The sequence below is a fragment of the uncultured Methanobrevibacter sp. genome (genome assembly GCF_946184425.1).
Lineage (GTDB): Archaea > Methanobacteriota > Methanobacteria > Methanobacteriales > Methanobacteriaceae > Methanocatella.
In genome coordinates this window covers 40,217-59,389 of sequence record NZ_CAMHFP010000011.1, presented here as the reverse complement: position 1 = coordinate 59,389, position 19,173 = coordinate 40,217, and the positions used below count along the sequence as shown (strand labels likewise).

Annotated in this window: 24 protein-coding genes; 5 read left to right on the top strand and 19 right to left on the bottom strand. The window is 35.8% G+C overall.

Annotated features, from left to right (window positions below; translation table 11 throughout):
• Nucleotides 1-53 precede the first annotated feature (53 nt).
• The 3 genes from Q0P94_RS03765 to Q0P94_RS03755 are packed head-to-tail and all read right to left on the bottom strand — an operon-like array spanning nt 54 to nt 1,551.
• A complete protein-coding gene (locus Q0P94_RS03765; protein WP_295113950.1) occupies nt 54-596 on the bottom strand; it encodes a hypothetical protein in 543 nt (180 codons plus the stop codon).
• Between the two features lie 18 nt (nt 597-614).
• Entirely contained in the window at nt 615-863 is a 249-nt protein-coding gene (locus Q0P94_RS03760) for a zinc ribbon domain-containing protein (protein WP_295113949.1), read from the bottom strand.
• 25 nt (nt 864-888) lie between these two features.
• Entirely contained in the window at nt 889-1,551 is a 663-nt protein-coding gene (locus tag Q0P94_RS03755; protein ID WP_295113948.1) for a PH domain-containing protein, read from the bottom strand.
• 222 nt (nt 1,552-1,773) lie between these two features.
• On the opposite strand from Q0P94_RS03755, the gene Q0P94_RS03750 reads away from it, so the two are divergent.
• Nucleotides 1,774-2,355 carry a hypothetical protein gene (locus Q0P94_RS03750; protein ID WP_295113947.1) on the top strand — a complete coding sequence of 194 codons (582 nt, stop codon included), beginning with the start codon at nt 1,774-1,776 and terminating at the stop codon, nt 2,353-2,355.
• A 49-nt stretch (nt 2,356-2,404) separates the two neighbouring features.
• On the opposite strand, the gene Q0P94_RS03745 is transcribed toward Q0P94_RS03750, so the two are convergent.
• The 5 genes from Q0P94_RS03745 to Q0P94_RS03725 form a co-directional block, all read right to left on the bottom strand.
• Nucleotides 2,405-2,851, bottom strand: a complete 447-nt coding sequence (locus Q0P94_RS03745) for a hypothetical protein (RefSeq protein ID WP_295113945.1) — start codon at nt 2,849-2,851, stop codon at nt 2,405-2,407.
• A gap of 250 nt (nt 2,852-3,101) precedes the next feature.
• Entirely contained in the window at nt 3,102-3,944 is an 843-nt protein-coding gene (locus tag Q0P94_RS03740) for an ion channel (RefSeq protein WP_295113943.1), read from the bottom strand.
• Nucleotides 3,945-4,092: 148 nt separating this feature from the next.
• The gene (locus Q0P94_RS03735; RefSeq protein WP_295113941.1) at nt 4,093-4,680 is read right to left on the bottom strand and encodes a hypothetical protein; all 588 of its coding nucleotides are present in this window, start codon (nt 4,678-4,680) and stop codon (nt 4,093-4,095) included.
• Nucleotides 4,681-5,011: 331 nt separating this feature from the next.
• The gene (locus Q0P94_RS03730) at nt 5,012-5,362 is read right to left on the bottom strand and encodes an arsenate reductase family protein (protein WP_295113939.1); all 351 of its coding nucleotides are present in this window, start codon (nt 5,360-5,362) and stop codon (nt 5,012-5,014) included.
• Between the two features lie 547 nt (nt 5,363-5,909).
• A complete protein-coding gene (locus Q0P94_RS03725; protein ID WP_295113938.1) occupies nt 5,910-6,203 on the bottom strand; it encodes a hypothetical protein in 294 nt (97 codons plus the stop codon).
• Between the two features lie 135 nt (nt 6,204-6,338).
• Here Q0P94_RS03725 and Q0P94_RS03720 point away from each other — a divergent pair, with 135 nt between their 5' ends.
• The 3 genes from Q0P94_RS03720 to Q0P94_RS03710 all read left to right on the top strand — a co-directional run bounded on the left by Q0P94_RS03720 (nt 6,339) and on the right by Q0P94_RS03710 (nt 8,005).
• Nucleotides 6,339-6,530, top strand: a complete 192-nt coding sequence (locus Q0P94_RS03720) for a hypothetical protein (RefSeq protein ID WP_295113936.1) — start codon at nt 6,339-6,341, stop codon at nt 6,528-6,530.
• Nucleotides 6,531-6,569: 39 nt separating this feature from the next.
• Entirely contained in the window at nt 6,570-7,463 is an 894-nt protein-coding gene (locus Q0P94_RS03715) for an HIRAN domain-containing protein (protein ID WP_295113934.1), read from the top strand.
• Between the two features lie 122 nt (nt 7,464-7,585).
• A complete protein-coding gene (locus Q0P94_RS03710) occupies nt 7,586-8,005 on the top strand; it encodes a hypothetical protein (protein ID WP_295113932.1) in 420 nt (139 codons plus the stop codon).
• Nucleotides 8,006-8,019: 14 nt separating this feature from the next.
• Here Q0P94_RS03710 and Q0P94_RS03705 read toward each other — a convergent pair whose 3' ends face one another.
• The 5 genes from Q0P94_RS03705 to Q0P94_RS03685 all read right to left on the bottom strand — a co-directional run bounded on the left by Q0P94_RS03705 (nt 8,020) and on the right by Q0P94_RS03685 (nt 10,542).
• Nucleotides 8,020-8,385 (bottom strand): hypothetical protein, encoded by a 366-nt coding sequence (locus Q0P94_RS03705; protein WP_295113929.1) that lies wholly within the window; start codon nt 8,383-8,385, stop codon nt 8,020-8,022.
• A 115-nt stretch (nt 8,386-8,500) separates the two neighbouring features.
• On the bottom strand, nt 8,501-9,046 hold the full coding sequence (locus Q0P94_RS03700; protein WP_295113927.1) for a DUF2115 family protein: 546 nt from the start codon (nt 9,044-9,046) through the stop codon (nt 8,501-8,503).
• Nucleotides 9,047-9,057: 11 nt separating this feature from the next.
• On the bottom strand, nt 9,058-9,525 hold the full coding sequence (locus tag Q0P94_RS03695; RefSeq protein WP_295113925.1) for a DUF2115 family protein: 468 nt from the start codon (nt 9,523-9,525) through the stop codon (nt 9,058-9,060).
• Between the two features lie 103 nt (nt 9,526-9,628).
• Nucleotides 9,629-9,877, bottom strand: coding sequence for a hypothetical protein (locus tag Q0P94_RS03690; RefSeq protein ID WP_295113923.1), 249 nt, complete (start codon nt 9,875-9,877; stop codon nt 9,629-9,631).
• 62 nt (nt 9,878-9,939) lie between these two features.
• On the bottom strand, nt 9,940-10,542 hold the full coding sequence (locus tag Q0P94_RS03685) for a hypothetical protein (protein WP_295113921.1): 603 nt from the start codon (nt 10,540-10,542) through the stop codon (nt 9,940-9,942).
• Nucleotides 10,543-10,810: 268 nt separating this feature from the next.
• Between Q0P94_RS03685 and Q0P94_RS03680 the strand changes: the two genes are divergently transcribed.
• On the top strand, nt 10,811-11,680 hold the full coding sequence (locus tag Q0P94_RS03680; RefSeq protein ID WP_295113919.1) for a zinc-ribbon domain-containing protein: 870 nt from the start codon (nt 10,811-10,813) through the stop codon (nt 11,678-11,680).
• 29 nt (nt 11,681-11,709) lie between these two features.
• Here the strand turns inward: Q0P94_RS03680 and Q0P94_RS03675 are convergent, their stop codons facing one another.
• From Q0P94_RS03675 to Q0P94_RS03650, 6 genes are all read right to left on the bottom strand, one after another.
• Entirely contained in the window at nt 11,710-12,969 is a 1,260-nt protein-coding gene (locus tag Q0P94_RS03675) for an NADAR domain-containing protein (RefSeq protein ID WP_295113917.1), read from the bottom strand.
• A 251-nt stretch (nt 12,970-13,220) separates the two neighbouring features.
• A complete protein-coding gene (locus Q0P94_RS03670) occupies nt 13,221-13,505 on the bottom strand; it encodes a nucleotide pyrophosphohydrolase (RefSeq protein WP_295113916.1) in 285 nt (94 codons plus the stop codon).
• Between the two features lie 9 nt (nt 13,506-13,514).
• On the bottom strand, nt 13,515-13,910 hold the full coding sequence (locus tag Q0P94_RS03665; protein WP_295113915.1) for a hypothetical protein: 396 nt from the start codon (nt 13,908-13,910) through the stop codon (nt 13,515-13,517).
• 253 nt (nt 13,911-14,163) lie between these two features.
• Nucleotides 14,164-14,412 carry a winged helix-turn-helix domain-containing protein gene (locus tag Q0P94_RS03660; RefSeq protein WP_295113913.1) on the bottom strand — a complete coding sequence of 83 codons (249 nt, stop codon included), beginning with the start codon at nt 14,410-14,412 and terminating at the stop codon, nt 14,164-14,166.
• A gap of 81 nt (nt 14,413-14,493) precedes the next feature.
• A complete protein-coding gene (locus tag Q0P94_RS03655) occupies nt 14,494-15,435 on the bottom strand; it encodes a tetratricopeptide repeat protein (protein WP_295113910.1) in 942 nt (313 codons plus the stop codon).
• Between the two features lie 35 nt (nt 15,436-15,470).
• Nucleotides 15,471-19,172, bottom strand: a complete 3,702-nt coding sequence (locus Q0P94_RS03650; RefSeq protein ID WP_295113908.1) for an ATP-dependent DNA helicase — start codon at nt 19,170-19,172, stop codon at nt 15,471-15,473.
• Nucleotide 19,173 lies beyond the last annotated feature (1 nt).

Here is a 19,173-nt window from a genome sequence, read left to right as displayed (position 1 = left end):
ATCACTTCGTCTTGAACTTTAGCATTGTTTCCTTTAGTTAACATTAATATCACCTATGGTCTGCATGTACCTGTAAGGGCAAGATGCGGTTTATTTAACAATATTCCAACCTTAGATTGAATGAACAGTTTAGTATACTGCGGCAGCTCATCATAAATGTCCTTTCTCATGATTTCAATTATAGGATAAAAATCAGCAATATCTGAATCTGATGTAATCGGTGCAACAGTTGTTCCAGAAGACTTGGAATACAACACGGTCAACGGCGCATTCCTTAAGTCAAATGCAATGTAGTCCTTTTCTCCAAGCATTGCCCCACCGTCTGCATGGGTTGTTCCAAGAAAGTCAATGTTGTCCACACCGTAATAGGCCTGTATTTCCTCTATTGGCTGAACCAGCTTATTGCTCATATATGCCAACTGCTTGATATAGCTTAATGTCCTGTAGGATTCCACCATTATTGTCAAATCAGCACCTGCACCTGAACTGCCTTTCCATAATTCCCGACCGCTTTCATCCTTAATGGATACTGTCTGTCGGGTCATTGTATTGAAGAGGTTGCTTAATTTTATGCGCACAACTCCGTCAGAAGTCATTGATACCACAGGACATCCTCAATTAGGACATGCCTTGGCCTTTCTTGATACCGGCTTGCCGCAGTCAGGACAGTCTATCAATCCTGAAGGAGTATTAATGCTTTTGCTGGATGTTACCTGCGCACCGCAGCTGCTGCAAAACTTATCACTTTCACCTATTTCAGCTCCGCAGTTAGCACAGGTATTGTCTGATTTTACCTGTGCACCGCAGCTGGAGCAAAACCTGTCATCATCACCTATTTGTGAACCGCAATTTTCACAAAACACATCACTCAACTCTAAAGCAAATAATTTAACTTAACTTTTCAGCCATCGCATCAACGATTGCCTTAGCATCCTTGTTTCTGCTTTCAACCTCACTTTTTTCAATCTGATTGAAGATATCGTTGTACATTGTCTGTCCGTCACGTATGAAGTGGAACTTGAATACAGTTGATGCTGTCGCTATCTTTACTGTTCCATAACCGATTATCTTTCCGACCAGGCCGCTGCTGTATGAAACTGAATCAATCTTGTTCAATGGAGACTGCATCTGTGTGGTTGATATGAGTCCGCATTTTCCGAACACTCTTTTGTTTGTCAGGATAAGGTCATTGCTCTTGTATCCTATGAAGCGGATTACAAACCATATAAGACCTATTATGGTTACGATGTTGAAAAATCCTAAAAATATAAATCCCGGAGCATAAAAATAGTAAAAATTACTTATTGTAATAATCATGCTTATGAAACCTATGAGAATTCCAAAACCGAAGACTATCGCCGGAAGAATCAGACATCCGTTGTGTATCTGGGAATGCCTTATGATATCCTCCCCTTCCATCATATCAATGCCATAGACGCCAAAAAGGGTATTGTCACCCAGTGCAGGTCCGTTAACTCTTGTTCCACAGCTGTCACAGAAAACTGATCCTTCATCCAGTTCACTGCCGCAATTTTTACAGTACTTTACCATCTAATCACTCTCCAAAATATAAATATGTGACTTTAAACACATACTAACCATAACAATAGTTTAAATAAAATCAATTTAATAACATTTTATTTACTTCAATAATAGATATTTAATTAAAGATATAAATAATGTATGATTAGAACTTACAACCCCTTTAATTCGGGACAAGACTCATTTATTTAAAATAATAATTTGAATATTATAAACATCACAGGCGATAACATGGATGAAAGATTCAGAGAAGACGAAAACGAACTGCCATATCTTGTAAGTGAAAAAAGAGATGCTTTCAAATCCCCAAACTATGAAAAGCAACCAAGCGATGAGGAAAAAATTGACGCAACAGTATTATTCATGAACACCTCACCTATGCAAAAATCCATCCTTAGAAAAAAGCTGCTGTCATTTTTAAATGCACCTGATGTAAAAAGTTTTGAGGTGGAAAACTGGGTTAATGAATACCTCTTCATTTTTACACGCAAAAACGAATATATTAGCACAACAGACAGCTTCGAGTACTCCACTGACATTGAAACCGAACGGATTTTTACTGACTGCTACACCACCCACAACTACGACAGACTCCTGCGAAATCCCCGATTTAATGAAGTGATTAGAAAGACAGGCATGGAGTTCATTGAATGCAGGGGAGGATATGTCACCGATTTCACATTCGCCTCAGACAATTTTGAAATGAAGGATGATCTTGACTTGAGTGTCGTTTTCAAAGCCGGTTCCAAAAAGAGAGTTTACGATTTGGATTTAAAGAAAATGGAGCTTAGCGAAAGATATTTTGAATATTAAAAAAAATGGAACAGGTGAAAGTTCACCTAAAAAAAATCATCCGTTTACCTTAAAACTTAACTTCAATCTCCTGAATCTCAACACCATTACTTACAGGATACTTGTGATAGTTTGCACCTTGACCGTTGCCCCATTCACTCCATTTCCATTCTCCATCCATACAGAAATATGCTCGGGACATATATGAATCCTTATCAACAAGTTCGCCATTTTTATATAGCCAAACACCAAATCCTCCTACAGATGCTCCTTCCCATTTTTCTGCCACGACTCTGTATTCACCAACAGTTTTGCTGACCTTTGTGTCAAATTCAGTCAATTTCACTTTTATTGTATCGGGAGAACTTGAAGACTGCTCCACAGTATTATTCTCTATCTGAGTAGTTTCAACATTTGTCTTGCTGTTATCGTTTATTTGTAAAAACGAAAATCCTATTCCTACTAAAAGGATAATTATCACCAAAAGAAGTATTATGATTATGTTTCTGTTTTCCATTTCATTTTCCTCCGAAAAAATGCCGAGTGATACTATTTATACACAATTTACATATTAACACTTTCGTCCACAAAAACAAATACCATAATAATCAACAAACTCTTCAAATATTCCAATAGTTGTTACCAAAATGAGTCAAATAAACACATAATCATCAAAGTAAAATAATACAATTATAAAAATCAGTGATATGAAACACAATCAGATATAGATTAATTCCCAAAAAATAATCAAAAAAAGTTAATTCAAATCATTTCTTCATGTTGTCAATTGTCTCTTTCAGTTCATTTATTTCAGACCTCAATTGCCTGTTTTCACTGCGGACGGATTCCAGTTCCGCCATGATATTATCTGATTTCTCATCAATGACCTTGGTAAGGTCTTTGACAACGTCGTCATCATCATCGTCAAGAATGCGGTCAGTGAAAAAGGTTGTTATTGTAGCTGTGATTGTGGAAAACACAATTATTCCAATAAGAATCAGAATCATTGACAGTACCTTTTCGTTATAGGTCTTAGGTGTTATGTCCCCATATCCGACAGTGGTGAGGGTGACTATGACAAAATAAAGATCGTCAAAGGGTCCGTAACTTGTACTGAATATGCAGAACAATATCCAGAAGATCGCTATGGTGAGACATATCAAAATCGCAACCTTATCGAATCCTGTCTTTCTGAATAAATCTTTAATGTTATCGAATCTGGAAGTGTTCAATACTGTGATTATCTTTAAAAGTCTTAAATACCTCAAAGATGTAACCGGTAAATTTGAAGGTAAAAACAAAGGCACTATAAACTCCAAAGGCAGTGAAGCAATCAGTCCCACTATGTTTTCCAGATTAAATATATAATCCTTTTTTGACGGTGCCGCAATCAGATTTAAAAAATATTCCGCCAGAAGGAGTATACAGATAACTAAGTCAAAGTGCTGAATAGACGCCAATACATAATTCGGAATTTGAAAGATGATTGAAACGGTAATCAGAAGAAGGTCAATGATTACCAGAGCAGGCAATAGCTGCACATAAAAAAAATGTTTAATGTCAACCTCTCTGCCGAATATATCCATTGTCCTAACCTCTTTAAAATCCATTTTCAAAAAAAGCTGAAAATGAAATCACTGATAGTAGTATGTTAAAAATCATAGATAAATATTTTTATATCACAAATGAGAGGAAACATTCAATGTCAAAAACTTCGACATGATAAAAAAAATGAAAGGGATTTGGAATCCCTTAAAACTATTTGTTCTCAACAGGAGCAATACTGTCAATTATTCCGTTAATTTCGGAACTGTACAGGTCCACAGTTGCATTGCCAGTGAAGATAACTAATTTAACTTCCTTTCCGTCCTTAAGGTATGTGACTGATCTGAAGTGGTCGACAGGATTGTCGAAAGGTGCTGCGATTTCAGGAGGGAATGTGATCCATGCCTCATCGCTTCCTTCAACTTGTGTTTCAGCAGTCAGATTTTTGAGATTTTTAGGATTAGCTGCAAATTCATGGATGGTGTATCCGTTTACAGTCTTGTTTGTGATGTTTTCATATCCTGCACTCTTTCCGTCGCTTTTAACTGCATTGAAGAACTTTGTTTCGAATTTGTCATCTGAGTTTTTAAAAACTGAGAAGGTCATGTTTATGGTATCGCTGGATGCAAGAATCCCCTTGTCATCGACTGTATAGTTTCCCGGAACTGTGACCTGTGAATCTTCCGCAATAAGATGCTTGTCTCCGCCTAAAAAGTCAAACCATCCTGCGCTGACTGCACCAAGACAGCTGAAAAGTGCCAATGCAATAATTGTTATTGCCAATATTTTTTTAATATTCATTTTAATCTCCCTTTATCAATTAAGGAATTCATCTCTTTTGAAAATAACACGTTTTAATAATGATTTTCAAAGAGACTGCAATCCTATGATAAGATTTTTATTAATATCCTCATATAAAGCTTTTTAGAAAGCTTTTCCTTTCATGTAAAAAATATTGAACAAAAAGTGAGTGAAACCCCGATAAGAGACAATGGCATTCCCGACTATATCCATGAAAAACAGCAAAATGAATGAATATGTGCCATTACCAACAAAAAAAGAAAATTAATTAGATATTTCAAAATTAAACTGGAATTTTTAGAAAAAATGTTATTTTATCCATTAAATAGAATCATAACAGTTTCTCTTCCCATTCCTTAATCTTGAATCCTACAAGGACAAAGTCATCGCCGACAACAATAGGACGTTTAACAAGCATTCCGTCTGTTGACAATATTTCAAACTGTTCCGCTTCAGACATGTCCGGAAGTTTATCCTTAAGTCCCAATTTTCTATAGACCTGACCACTGGTATTGAAAAATCTTTTCAAAGGCAAATCGGATTTTTTCCACCATTGTTCGATTTCTTCAGCTGTCGGATTGTCCTCTACAATATGTCTTGATTCAAATTCAATGTCATGTTCCTCCAACCAGTTTTTCGCCTTTCTGCAGGTTGAACATTTAGGATACTGTACAAATAGCATGAAAATTACCTCCAATTTTAACTTAATATAATTTTGACTGTCATGGTAAAAGTAATTTTTTCCAAAATCCAATTGCTGAATATGAAAACGATATCTATGAAATCAATTTCATCTTTAAGTCTATCTAACTCAAAAACAATATCTGATTTGGATTGATTTCTGGCATTAGTTTGGCAGTCATATTGCCTTTTTCATTATTTCCATAACTTTTTAGTTATTTGAACAAAAACTAAAGAAAATAACAAGCTACAAATTCCCTAGAACAACACCATTTAACTATTTTTTGATTAAACACATTATATTTTTTCAATAGTTAATTTTTCAAATTTTTTTATAAAAAATACAGTGAAGTGTGACTTCATGAGAATACACAAAAACGCTTTAAAATTAAAAAAGTTATTGATTATCCAAACTAAAAGTTGAAATATTAAACAAGTTAAGGAAGTATATGAGCAGCAGCTCGAAAAAAATAAGATAATCAGAAAATGAAAGATTGCTAAACAGCCAACCTTCCATTTAAAACATTAGAATATTAACTACAAAATCGTTACAGCTCGAAATTAAAGCTGACAGCAGTGAATTTCATGCCGCTGTCCCTGATTTTTTTAGATTTAATCTCAACATCACCGTATTTCTTAAGGAATTTGTTGATTTCACCTGAAACGGAACCGTAATTTTTCCTGTCATAAACCCTGTAATTTCCCATGAATTTAACGCTTTCATTTTTATTTAGGACATTTACCTGATCCATTCTAAATGATTCGTTGTTTTTCTCCAGAACTGAGTTTACCTTTTCAACAATTTCCGCTTTAATTTTAGCCTTTTCCTCATCAGTAATCATAATCTATTCCCCATTAAGTCTTAACTTTCATACACTGAAAGCAGCAAAAGTTCATTAAAACCGCTATTTAGATGGAATTAAACCTTCAGCGATTTTTGCTTATTAATATGTTATATCTGTTTGTTTTTAAAATTTTTGAAAAAAGCACTTGACCGCATCCTGGGCAATTATGGAAATTCCGCCATTTCTAAGCAAAAAGATAAAAACTATATCCAATCAAAACAAAATAATTATTACAATAAAATGGAGCGGATAACCTGCCGATCTGTCCAAATAGCTCAAATTCCCATGAGACACAGCATATGCAGAGCATCTGTTTCATTTTAAAAAAAGACTAATGCAATGATTACTGGGGGAGATGATTTAATGGGAAGAGAATGGAAAATTGGAGACCCTGTTGACGGAACCACCGACGGATGGATGGATGCGCAAAACTGGGGTCATGGATACGATGATGAAGAGGATGACGATGAAAACCCAATCAATCAGAATGATACCCAAAGGAGATTGTATTCCAAAAAGGCATGGGAACTTTATATGGATTATAAGGAAGAGGAAGCTCTCGAATACATCAATCTGGCACTGGATTTGGATAATATGAATCCGAATGACTGGAACAGGAAAGCAATCATCCTAGAGTCCCTAAAAAGATATGAGGAATCTGAAAGATGCTATGATGAATCTCTAAGGATATCCTCCAATAATACTGTTAAAGACAACAAGATAAGAATGCTTTATAGCTGGGCATACCAGATGTTTGAAGAGTCAAAGAAATTACCCGACGGATCGGCCAAACTGGAAAAGGCAATGCAACTCTGCACAAAAGCCATAGCCTCACATCCCTGGAAAAACAGCAAGGAAAAGATTGAAAGATATTTCAAATTAAAAGAATCTATTGAATTTTACATCAATTATGAAAAAACCTATCAGAAAAATCTCAAAACAGTTAAAAGATATCCTAAAGAGGAACTCATTACAGTTACAGGAAGAAATTTCTATAAAACTAATATAGATCTTACACCAGGCATGACCTTAAGACTTGTCAGGGAACCGGATAACGAATTTGACAGCGATGCGATTGCAGTCTATGCATGGGATGAAAAAATAGGCTATGTTGCAAACAGGGATTATACCAAATTTGAACTTACCTCAAAAGCATCCGATGTGAAGGACAGAATTTCAAATGAATGCAAGGCGGAATACATTTGTTATCTGGACAGATATGCAGAAATACAGTTCAATATCGCAAGACTCTTATAACATTAAAAGTATGTAATTACTTCAAAAAACAGCACCAGAATATTTAAAAATATCTCAACCTCACCAGTAGAGACATCATTAAAATTAAATCATTAAAAAAACAATATATCAACATGAATTTCATGAACACCAATGCTAATATCAAGCAGTTCCAGCTGATTAGATACATTAATGAAAACTGCAGTGACGATCACGTGATAACAAAAATCACAATCGTGCTTCGCCGTGACAAGATAGAGGCCCCATATTATATGACAGTCAAAATCAGACTCTCAACCTGCCTTGACATGCCTGACAATGGACTAATTCATGCGATGGACCTTTTAAACCATAACCGAAGATATAACCTGATGGAAGATGCATACCGTGAAATCGAATCACTGATTCTTGATTCATCCAAAAAAAGCACACAACAGGCAAAAATATCTAAAAAGGATGAAAAGCTCAAGATTGATTTTATGTCAAAAAGTGATGATGAACTAAAAACCCTTTTTGAAAACTATCATGAACTATTCGATAAAATTGACAATCTGATTGACTGAATTCAAATGCAATATTAAGTCTTTGAGTCATCGGTAAGGTATTCTCCGTTTGGAAGAGCACCCCTAACCTCACATCTGAGACGATTGTCATTTTGAACGGCCATCGCTATGCCTTCATATTTGATGCCATTCTTTTCAACAGTGACATTTACACTATTCGAATATCCTGGCATGCTGCTTCCGATTTCCCTCATATGATTGTATTTCTCTTTTGCATTCTTTTTCATGGCATCCCATGTGCTGTTCTTTATTTCCCAAGTATAACCGTTTGAACTTCTGAATGATTTGGCATCAACAGGTTCTGCAAATGCAATACCTAAAGTCATGCCGACAATAAAAACCGCCAGCAGTCCAATCAAAATCCTGTTTTGTCTTTTCATAATATCCAACCCTCTTTTGATTAAAAATGAACATCAATTAACCTTAAAACAACTCCCAAATTTCTTCAATATATTTGCATTACCAAGATAGAAAAATAGCCTCTGCAATGAAATCCTAAAAATCCAGCTGCCCGGCAAGGCATATGTTGCACACGGCATTTGGTGTATCTATATTGGCATCACGTACAGGACATGAAAACCTGCCGTTTTCATTTACAACCCTGAGAGATCCTGGAAACAGAGTGCCCACAGGATGAATCGGCTCCTTTAAAACAAAGGTTGAATAAAGAGATGCAATATAAAAAATCAAAGATGTCCTTGAGTCAGTGCCGTACTTTGCATGATTTGATTTCAAAGTTGAAATCGCCTTTTCCAAATCCGTTCTATTGACACAATCGGGATAATCATCGACATCATTTGAAATGTCCTTTGCCCGCAGCAGAAAGGCTTCGATATAAGACTTCTGGCTGTCCTGCCTGTATCCTTCCTGAACGTATCTGTTCTCCTCAATCACCTGAGATGTGAAATCCATCATGTCAAAAACTGATATCTTAGAGGAATATCTCTTCAATATGCCAATGACTGAATTTCCGGTTAGGGATTTTTCATCCGAAATCATTTTTGAAAGGTCACTGAACATTTCAAGGCATTCCCCAGACATCTGAAAACCTCCTAAAATCCAAAGGAATATCCTGCATTCTTGCAGACACAGTATCTGCACAGGGAGTTTTCATCCCTGATACTCATTATTCGGGTTTTGCATTTGTATTCGCCGTTTTCAAAAAAGACCTCATCTTTTTGAGGATTGTCACCGAAAGGATGCAAAGGCCTTTTGGCCATCAATGCGAGGTATAGGGAGATGTATTTTGTAAATTCCCTGGTTTCCTCATCGCCTCCGGCATATGTATCGAAATAAAAGTCAATGTCATTTTTTATGTTTTCAACCACACTATCCCTGATGTCGTAGTCCTCATCGATATCCAAAGAAAATATTTCATCCCATGTCTCGGAATTGTATTTGGCAAGTTTTTTGGTCAGAGGATCCTTATATCTGTCATCAGTAACCTTATTTCTAAGATATTCTATAGGGTAATCCTTAAGGTTTTGTCTGATTTCGTCAAGTAATTCAGTTGCTTTCATAATGAATAGTATAATTTGGCGAATATAAATTATTTTCTTAAAAGAACATTAATATTTCATTTAACCTGATGCAAATTACCAGTAACAGCAGTTAAACATCTAATCACATGTCATCAAGAATTTCTTCAAGCTCATATTCATCGACAAATCCCATTTTTAGGTCATCCAAATCATGACCCATCGCATCCAATGCATCTTCAACATTTTCAATGTCATATTCATAGCCGTTTATTACTATCTTATTTGAATCGGTATCAGAAATACCGTTTCCATCGTCGCCGTCATAACAGCATTCGGGACAATATGGCTCTCCCTCATCAACCCATGACCCGCATCTAGGACATATTCCCATTTATATCGCCTCATACATATTACGAATTCAATAAAACTACAAGTTTTCCATATTCTTCAAAATTACAGCTGAGAATAGAAATCCCCATCTCTCATGAAAGGTTCAACAGGATCTTCGCCTCTCAATGCACGGCTTTTATCCTCAATGAAATTCCCTGATGGAGTCCAAAATCCATATCTTCCATCTTTGTATCCATACTTAAAACCATTCTCAGTCCTTTCAACATAAGTTGCATCAAAAGTGGATGACGGTGTTTCCTCCACAACAACCTTTTCTTCCTCTTTCACAGTTAGTTTTTGAGTCGTGTTGTTTCCTGTGTAGTTGTTATTTCCATCATATGTGACATTGACAATGTAATTACCTTTCTTCAGATTCATATTAAGTTTGGCTAAACCTTTTGAATTTGTCTTGACAACGTCATCAACGATAACTTTGCCTTTACTGTTAGTTATAGTAACATTTAAAACCTGCTTTGAAATAGGAGTGTTGTTCAAATCAGACAGTTTAACCAATAAACTTTCCCCTTCAATCAAAGTTTTGTTGCTGATTACTCTGACTTTTGTCGGTTCCTTTGTATCAAATGGGTGCAATACTGTTATTCCAATCATCGCCACAAGAATAACTATAACAACCAGAAGGATAATTATAATATTTTTATTTTCCATAACACCACCAATTTTAATAACTGATTGAATATATATTTAACACAATATTTAATCGTTATCAATTATGTCATGAAAAATAAAGCCACAAACCTCAAATGCAATTAATTCATTCAAAACCAACAAATGAATGCATTCCTACATTTAATTTTCACCAAATATCCGTAGTAAAGGCCAATGAAATTATAATAACAACTTAGTTTTTATTTTAAATTAAGTTAATAACAAAGTATATGTTATTATAATACAAATAATTAATCGGAGGGAAAAAATGGTTCAATATTGTAGAAAATGTGGAAAAGAACTTGACGACAAAGCTGAATTCTGCGACGCCTGCGGATTTAATCTAAATGAAAATCCAACAGACGAAAATCAGGAAACTGCCGCCGAGGTCAAAAACAAAAATGAAAAATTGAAAAAATTACCTTTAATTCTTGCAATAATAGGTATTGTTGTTTCTGTTGCTGAAGGATTGGGCACTCCAATGCTGATGGGCTGGGACAACATTCTAACCGCAATGGGAATCGGTATCGTAGGAGGTCTAGTTGGAATCATATTAATGGAAAAATTTGATGAACCTTTAATAGCTGCAGTCGAATTTATTGCAACCGGTGCATTAATCTTTATGTTCATTGCCAGATTTGGAGAAATATCAACAGTATTATTCATTATAACAGCAATTGTAGTACTTTTTTTAAAGGGTTATTATGCACACAACAAAAAATTATGGCTTATTCCTATTTTAACCGTTGTGCTGATATTCGGATTTTTAATTGCCGGAGGAGCATTACACCAGATGAATGCTGAAAATTCAATAGCAATTGGAAACATTACACAGGACATTAAAGATGACGGTTACGGATACTACAGTGGAGAAGTTTCAGGAGATATCAATGTAGGTACAAATTTCGATTATCTGGAAGTGACAGTTAATTTCTATGACAATCAGGATAAAATTCTTTACTCTGGAATTGCCTGGAATGAACTGAATCCGGACAGCGGAAAAACATACAAGTTCAATGGACATTACTTTGATCAAAAGCAACCTGTAAAAGCTGAAATAGTGGTAGTCGATTCAGCAAAATCAACAACACCATTATATAGTGAAAATATAACTATTTCAACTGCAAGCGGAGTTTAAAAACTCCCAATTTTTTCTTTTTTAATGAATTAAAAGAAATTGCCATCATCATCCATTCCGATCGGAAATTTGCATCTTTTAAGCCATTCATCATCTGCCAAATCATCAATGACATCCATTTTGACAGTCTTAGCGAATTCAGACCTGAGTTTTTTGACAAATTTCTTTTCAAGACTTATGGTATTTTCAAATAGGTACTCAAAACCGTCCGGAAGATGAACCAATACAATCTGAGTCTTTCCGTCAATTTCATAGATATCAATGACCTTGAATTTGGAGTTCAATTTTACGGTGTGCAAACCCCATGATGTGCCTTCCTCAAATCTTGACAGATCCATCATCCACTGAGATATTATCAGATACCTGTGGGTAGTCATCATGCCTCCTATTTTTGGGGATGCATCGACAAAAGCCCTTTCGGTTATAATCTGGCCGATTTCATATTTTTCAGCCAATTTTTCATCAAGATTTACGTCACGTACATATTTTTGTGAGTCAAAAAGGACCGATTCGATTACCTTATATTCAGGTGACTGAGGGTCTTCAGAATTTCTTTGTGGAGGTTCATCATCCTCATAAGGATTCTTATTTTTCAGATATTCCGTATATTCCCAATCGATTAAATCCTCATTTTTGAACAGTCTGCGAATTTCATCCCTAAGCTCCATCAGTGCAAATCCGAACAGGTTAGTCTTACCACCCCACTCATTATCAGACATATAGACCAGGGACTTGTTTGCTGTTTCTAGAAGTTTCTTTTTTAAATCCTCATCCTGCATAAACAGATAGTATGAGGCATTCAGGCAAACTGTGTATTTGAATTTTTCCCATAGCTTTCCTTTAAATTCAGGCTTTTCAAAACCTTCTTTCAACTCCTCATAAGTAATGTCAGAGTTGGTATCCTGATAATAATATCCGTATTCACACATGAGGATTGCATGTTCGATTGACTTCAGGCGAAAAGTATTGTGGCGGAATTCCTTTTCATCGGCCAATTCAATGAAATCATTCACGATTGCCTTATCATCACCGATTTCAGAGTATTTTGGCTCAAATTTATCCTCCCAAAGATATCCTAAACGAGGAAGTGGAATATCATATTTTCTAGGATCAAACAACCAGTTTTGAGGCTCCGGAAACAGTTCATCATACTCATCACCATACCATGGCTCATTAAGAGCATAATTTTCACCATAACCCATTCTCCATCCTATTGTCCAGGCAGAAAGTTCAGGATAAACAAGCCATCTTGGGGCTGCATATTTACCTTTATCGCAGTATTTTTTCAAAATATCACCAGCGAAAACAAAAAAATTAAAAAAAAGTTCGACAAAACAAGTAATTCAGATGTTAAAATTAACTATTCTATAATAATATATTGTGTTAAAGTAGTTAATAAATTTTGCGGTGATGAAAAACTCGGTCCGAAAAAGCATAACTGAAGCGGAATATTAAATAAAATGTATGGATAATCCTGAATTACTAAAAAAACTAAAATAAAACGATTAAACTAGTCATTCCACAATTTATTATAAAAAAACTATTCTATTTTTTCAGGATACTTTACTGCATTTTTTGCCATCTTGTTTCGGATAATCTCTTCAAAGTCAAAATCAAATACATCCACCATATACAGACAGTATATCAGGACATCCGCAAGCTCATCTGCAACTTCCAGCTTGTCATATTCCTTTCCCCATTGAAAATGTTCCAGAAGCTCACCGGATTCTATTGAAATTGATTTTGCCAAATTTTCAGGAGTGTGAAACTTCTTCCAGTCCCTTTTGCGCTGAAACTCAATCAAATCATTCATCAGTTCATCCATATAAATCACCTAAAAAAGCAGTTCACCGAATTTCTTCAAGTCCATGGCAAATGACCTGTTGGCCAGATCATCATCAGTCACCTTCCACTCAAGGCCTTCCCTGAGGACATTTTTCTTTAAGACCTCAAGGCTTGAAGAAGACAGACTGCTTCCCCGATAGCACCAGACATATCCCCTCGGACTTTCTTTAAGATAAACATTTAAAAAACCCGTTCTGTTAAGATTATCCCTTTTCAATGATTCTCTTGCCAAAGCATCATCCAACCTTGACCATTTAAGACCATATAAACTCACCAGAACTTCAAGTTCCTTTAATGTATTTGCCTTAAGTGATTTGTCGCCAAACTGATATTCCCAACTCATATCATCCAACTGATACACATTCAAAAACCCTGAAAACCTCATGATTATACATTATATTTTTAATGTTTTAAATACTATCACTCACAATTAACCGAAAAAATCATACACAGATTTAAAAAAAAAACAGCCAAATGAATTCGGATTTTTAATATAATTTGCAAAACAAAATCATTAAAACTAAAAAACAACAACTTTTTAATCAAAAACTTAACGTCAATAAGGAAATCCTAAATAAAATAAACAAAATAAAACCTAAATGGATTAAATTCAAAGATTAATCCATTATCTTAATTTTTCAATCGTCAAGATTGTCTGCAATTTCTTCTCCGACAGGAGTGAGCCTGTAAAGCCTTCCGCGCTTTACCTCTTCATTAATGCATTCAACAATACCAGTTTCCTTCAAATCCCTCAATACATTTGACATGTGATTTCTTCTGATACCTGTTGACTTTGCAATTTCAGTTGGAGTTTTAACATCATCCTTAAGAGATTTAACAGTTTTTAGCCGATAAGAAGAAATGTTTACACGAGCGAATTTTTTCAATGTTTCATCATCGATAATAACACTACCTAATAATTATTCCCTATTAAAATATTAGTTAATAAGATGTTAATAAATATTTTGTCACTTCAAAGATGAAAGCTCAAGTAAAATATCCTTTTCAAATGAACTGTCCAAACCCAAATTATCAAGAGCCTCACATTTTCCTTCAATTGCTCTTTTGAACTTTAAATCAATGACAAAATAATTATCCAAAAATAGGTTAAAGCTTTCAAGAGCCTTTTCATAGATTTTAAGCTTATTAAAAATTTGGGCTTTTTGAAGAATATATTTTTTGCTGATGTTTTTGGCCATAATAAGACTATTTTCACAGTCAAAACCAAGCTTATATTCACAGAAACCTCGTCCATAATACGCCATGTCATTTTCATGAACCTTAATCGACACGTCAAAACTTGCCAAAGCCCCATCAAATCTCTCAAGCCTAATCAGAATAAACGCCTTTTTATTCAATAGCTTATAGAGAATCTTGTTCTTGAATCTTGAAGGATTGACCAGAGCCTTATCATAAAAGTCCAATGCCGCTTTAAAATCTCCCTTGGCTACTGCCTCATCACCGGCATAGATGTTTCTTTTGATTTTTGGAAAATCACCCCTTTCCTCTCCTGATTTTTTCAAAAGAGTCTTTCGATATTCCACATCCTCATCTGCACCACACCTGACAGCCCTCTTATAAAATCTGAAGGATTTTACAAAATGTCCCTGACCGAACAATGCCTGGGATTTTAGCATCAGTGCTTCAAAATGTTTTTCATCATAAAAAAGAACCTTATCAAAGCAGTCAATTGCCTTTTTAAATCTTTTGCTGTTTAAAAGTTTAATTCCATCATCCAGAATATTTTTGATTTCGATTTCACGGGCAATATGCTTATCTCTGTAAAATCTGTTGAGGTTATCCTCACTTATTCTTTGAACAAATGTGTCATCCCGTTTCATCCATCCTGTTGTGACATCCCCGAGGGCGAATCTAATCATGTCACTGTTCTCTTCAATCTTTAATTTCATCACTACTACTTTTGGATGAATTTAAATAAATATTTTTAGTCAAACCTGCTTTCAAACATACAGGTAACTCCGCTGAATTCGCAGTTCCTGCAATTTATCTCATGCCTTGGATAGTCCTCCCTTTCAATATGGCTTATAACTGCTGAGAGATAGTGGTAGATAAACCTGTTTGACTTGTCGAAGCCAATTTCGTACTGCTTGTTTTCGTCAAGAACATGAAGTATCAGGGAATTTATCTCAAAGTCATCATTTTCGAGAAGTGCATATGCATAATAGAATAAAGTTTCCATGTAGAAATAATGATAGTTTCTGATATCATCTCTAGACCTAATGAAATGAATAAGATTTACTGAAGTATCATTTTCCTTAACTATCAAATCGATTATTCCATTGACATCATAGCCGTCAATTTCAAGTGTCACCGGATAGCTGTACTCGACAATATCATATGACCTTCCATAGTCCAGCCAATAGTCGGCAATATGATCAAACAGCTCCTTCAAATTATTTTTCATGCTTTTTGATGCAAAGCCATAAGACTTTATGACCTCATTAACAAGATTATGAATTTCCTCCCGGCTCCAATCCCTGTCAAGCTTTGGATTGTGGATAGCATTCAAAAGAACCTGAAGCTTGGAGTTGATGAACTTGTTGATGTTTCTTGGGTTTTGATAGTTCAGGTTGTTTTCAAGATTGTACTTCAATGGACAGTAAAGATAGTCATCCAACACATTTTCAAATTCAATCTGTCTGAACAGGTTTGACTCCCTGTGCATGTGGGAAGTCACCTTTTTCAGTTTTTCTGTGTCATCAGGTTCAAGCCTTTCAATCTGACCATATTCCTTTTCAAAATTCATCAAAACATCAGGAAGAGGATAATTTATTCTGGACTGAACGCATGACAATATGAGCAGTTCCTCCGCACGGGTGTTTGCAACATAAACTATGCGCTCCTCCTCATGGTTAAGAGCACTGATTTCATCATCTTCAGACATCTTGTATTTAAGAAACCTGTTGGGAGTCGGATAGGTCGGGCGTTCATAATCCTCGCTTTTGGTGTTTCTGAATACTATCGGAAACTTGTTTTCCTTAAGTGAAGCAGTGATGACAACAGGATATTCGAGACCCTTTGCCTTGTGAACGGTCATTATATGGACCTTGTTTGAGTTGTCTTCATATTCATTGATAGGACAGCTGTAATACTTGAGCGAACGATGAAGATAGTTGAAAAGGCCAATTATATCATGCTTTCCCATGATGTTCTCATAGTCTGAGATTATGCCGGATATTAGCGCAAGGTTAAGAGATGCCTTTCTTGCCTCAAAATCACTCCTGGACGAGAGTTCCTCAAGATATCCTGTTGCATTCAAAAGCCTGTAGAAAACCTGAAGAGATGTCGGCTTTTTGTTGATATCTATGTCCTGATTGAACAGAACGGACTTCAAATCGTTGAGACTGCAAAAGAAGTCAAGGTCATGTTCATCAGATATTCCTATTCCCTTTAGCTCTTCCCGTGTCAGTGATGAAATGTCAATTTTGTTGGTTTTTTTGAATATGTCATCCAAAACGCTATCCGAATAATCGCGAATAACATCCATAAATGAACTTGAATCATTTCTGCCGTTCAAAGAATCATAATTTCGGGTATAGCTTACGACATTCTGATGATATTTGAATTCTATCTCTTCAAGAATCTGGATTGTGGAATAGCTCAGATTGAATATCTTTGATGATTTGTAGTATCTGTCCGTAAATGAAAGCAGGTTTATCCAATGGCCGCCATCACCGTATCTTGCAATAAGTGTCGGATTAAAAGGCAGAATATACCAGAACAATGCCAGAACAGCCTTCGCCTCATCCTGATAAATCAAATCATCAATTCCCTTAAGATAATACGGGATTCCTTCCCTGTCAAATACGTCAAGAATCTCCTTCTTGTCCCTGTGTGACCTGAAGAGAACCGCAACATCACTATATCTTTCAATCTTATGGTTGAGCATCAGATTTTTGATGACAAATGCAATGGAACGGTATTCCTCCATATCATCACGGTTTTCAAGCAGATATACTGGCATCTTATGGGAATTGCTTGCCTTAAGATTTTTTTGGGTCTGCCTTTTGGATTCTATATATCTTTCATTGAATTCCACAATGTCGGAGCTTGAGCGATAGTTGTTCACCAGTATCCTGTTTTCAAATTCATCCGAATTGGCGTAATCAGTGAAGAATTTCGGATTGGCTCCCCTGAATGAATATATGCTCTGGTCTGCATCACCTACAACCGTGAAAGTGTCAGCTATTGAGCGAAGCTTTTTGAATATCTGCATCTGAATTGCGTCGGTGTCCTGAAACTCATCTATTAGAATATTCCTATACTCTACACGCTTCAGATTATCCTCAACACTTAAAAGTTCCAATGCTTTTATGAGCAGATAGTTTTGATCACAGACATGCTCCCTTTCCATCAAATCAATCCAATCAGGATATGATTTGACAATCTGGCGAAAACGGGCATTGTACAGATCCTCATCAAAACCCCGATATTTTATCTCCTTTTTGGAAGGGTATTGAGCATTGTTTGAGAAATACTCCCTGATCCATTCCCTATACTCATCGCTTATGCTGAAATTCCTGTCGACATATTCCTGCAGCGATTCGGTATCCACTTCAAAAAGCGCATACTCCTCATATTTTTTCAGGGCATGGGATGACTCAAAGCTTCTAAGAAATGCCTCACCTACAAATCCGAGCTCATCCTTGTGCTTGTTGAAAAACAGATTCCTTTCAGAATCTCTTTTTAAAAGATTATATGGAATCTGGGAAAAATCGGAAAGAACTGACCTGCAATAGCTGTGGATAGTACTTATCCTCATCTGATTAATGACACTCAGTTCCAGCTTGGTATCCTTCTTGAATCTCTCCCTGAGCTCGTCGGCAGCCTTGTTGGTGAATGTGATGACAAGAATTGAAGATGGCTTTGCTGTTTTAAGCAGGTGCAGAACCCTTTCGATTATAACACTGGTTTTACCGGCACCCGGACCTGCATTAATCACCAAGGGTTTGTCTCCGTCATATTCCACTGCACCTATCTGATAGTCATCCAGTTCAATTTCCGGAGGAATCTCCTTGATGCGGCAGTAATCCTGTTTTATCTGAGCTTCAAAGTTTATTCCGCGTGTTATGTCATTTCCTTCACGGTCCACCAGATTGAGCGTTAAAACATCTTCGCGAATGAATCTGTTAAGATTGTTTTTAACCATCTCAAGAGCAACTTTCCTTTCTTCAGATGAAAAATCCTCCAGAAACAGCATATCATCGCCGCTTCTTCCCAATACCTTTGGAGAAATTGTATCGGCCTTCAGATTATTCAAAAATAAAAACAGTTCATCATTGGTAATTGTGACATTGCTTCCGAGATAATCCAAATCGAAATCATAATACACTTTCAAAAATTCTTCTCGAGGATTGAAATAGTTTTCATAGATTATCTCATAGATTTGTGAGTGAACATCACGGGCATCCGCAAGAGTGAAATGAAGGTCAAAATCATTGAAGACATCAATTGTGAAAACCAGTTGCTGGGCGGTTTTTTTGCAGAACAAATCAAGAATAACCTTTCCAACACCAATTGCCATCCGATATTTTTTCAGGACAATCAGTTTCTCCATCATGATGCACAAATCATACAAATCATGGAATTTAGTTTCAAGAAAAGAAAAAACACTGTTGACTCTCATT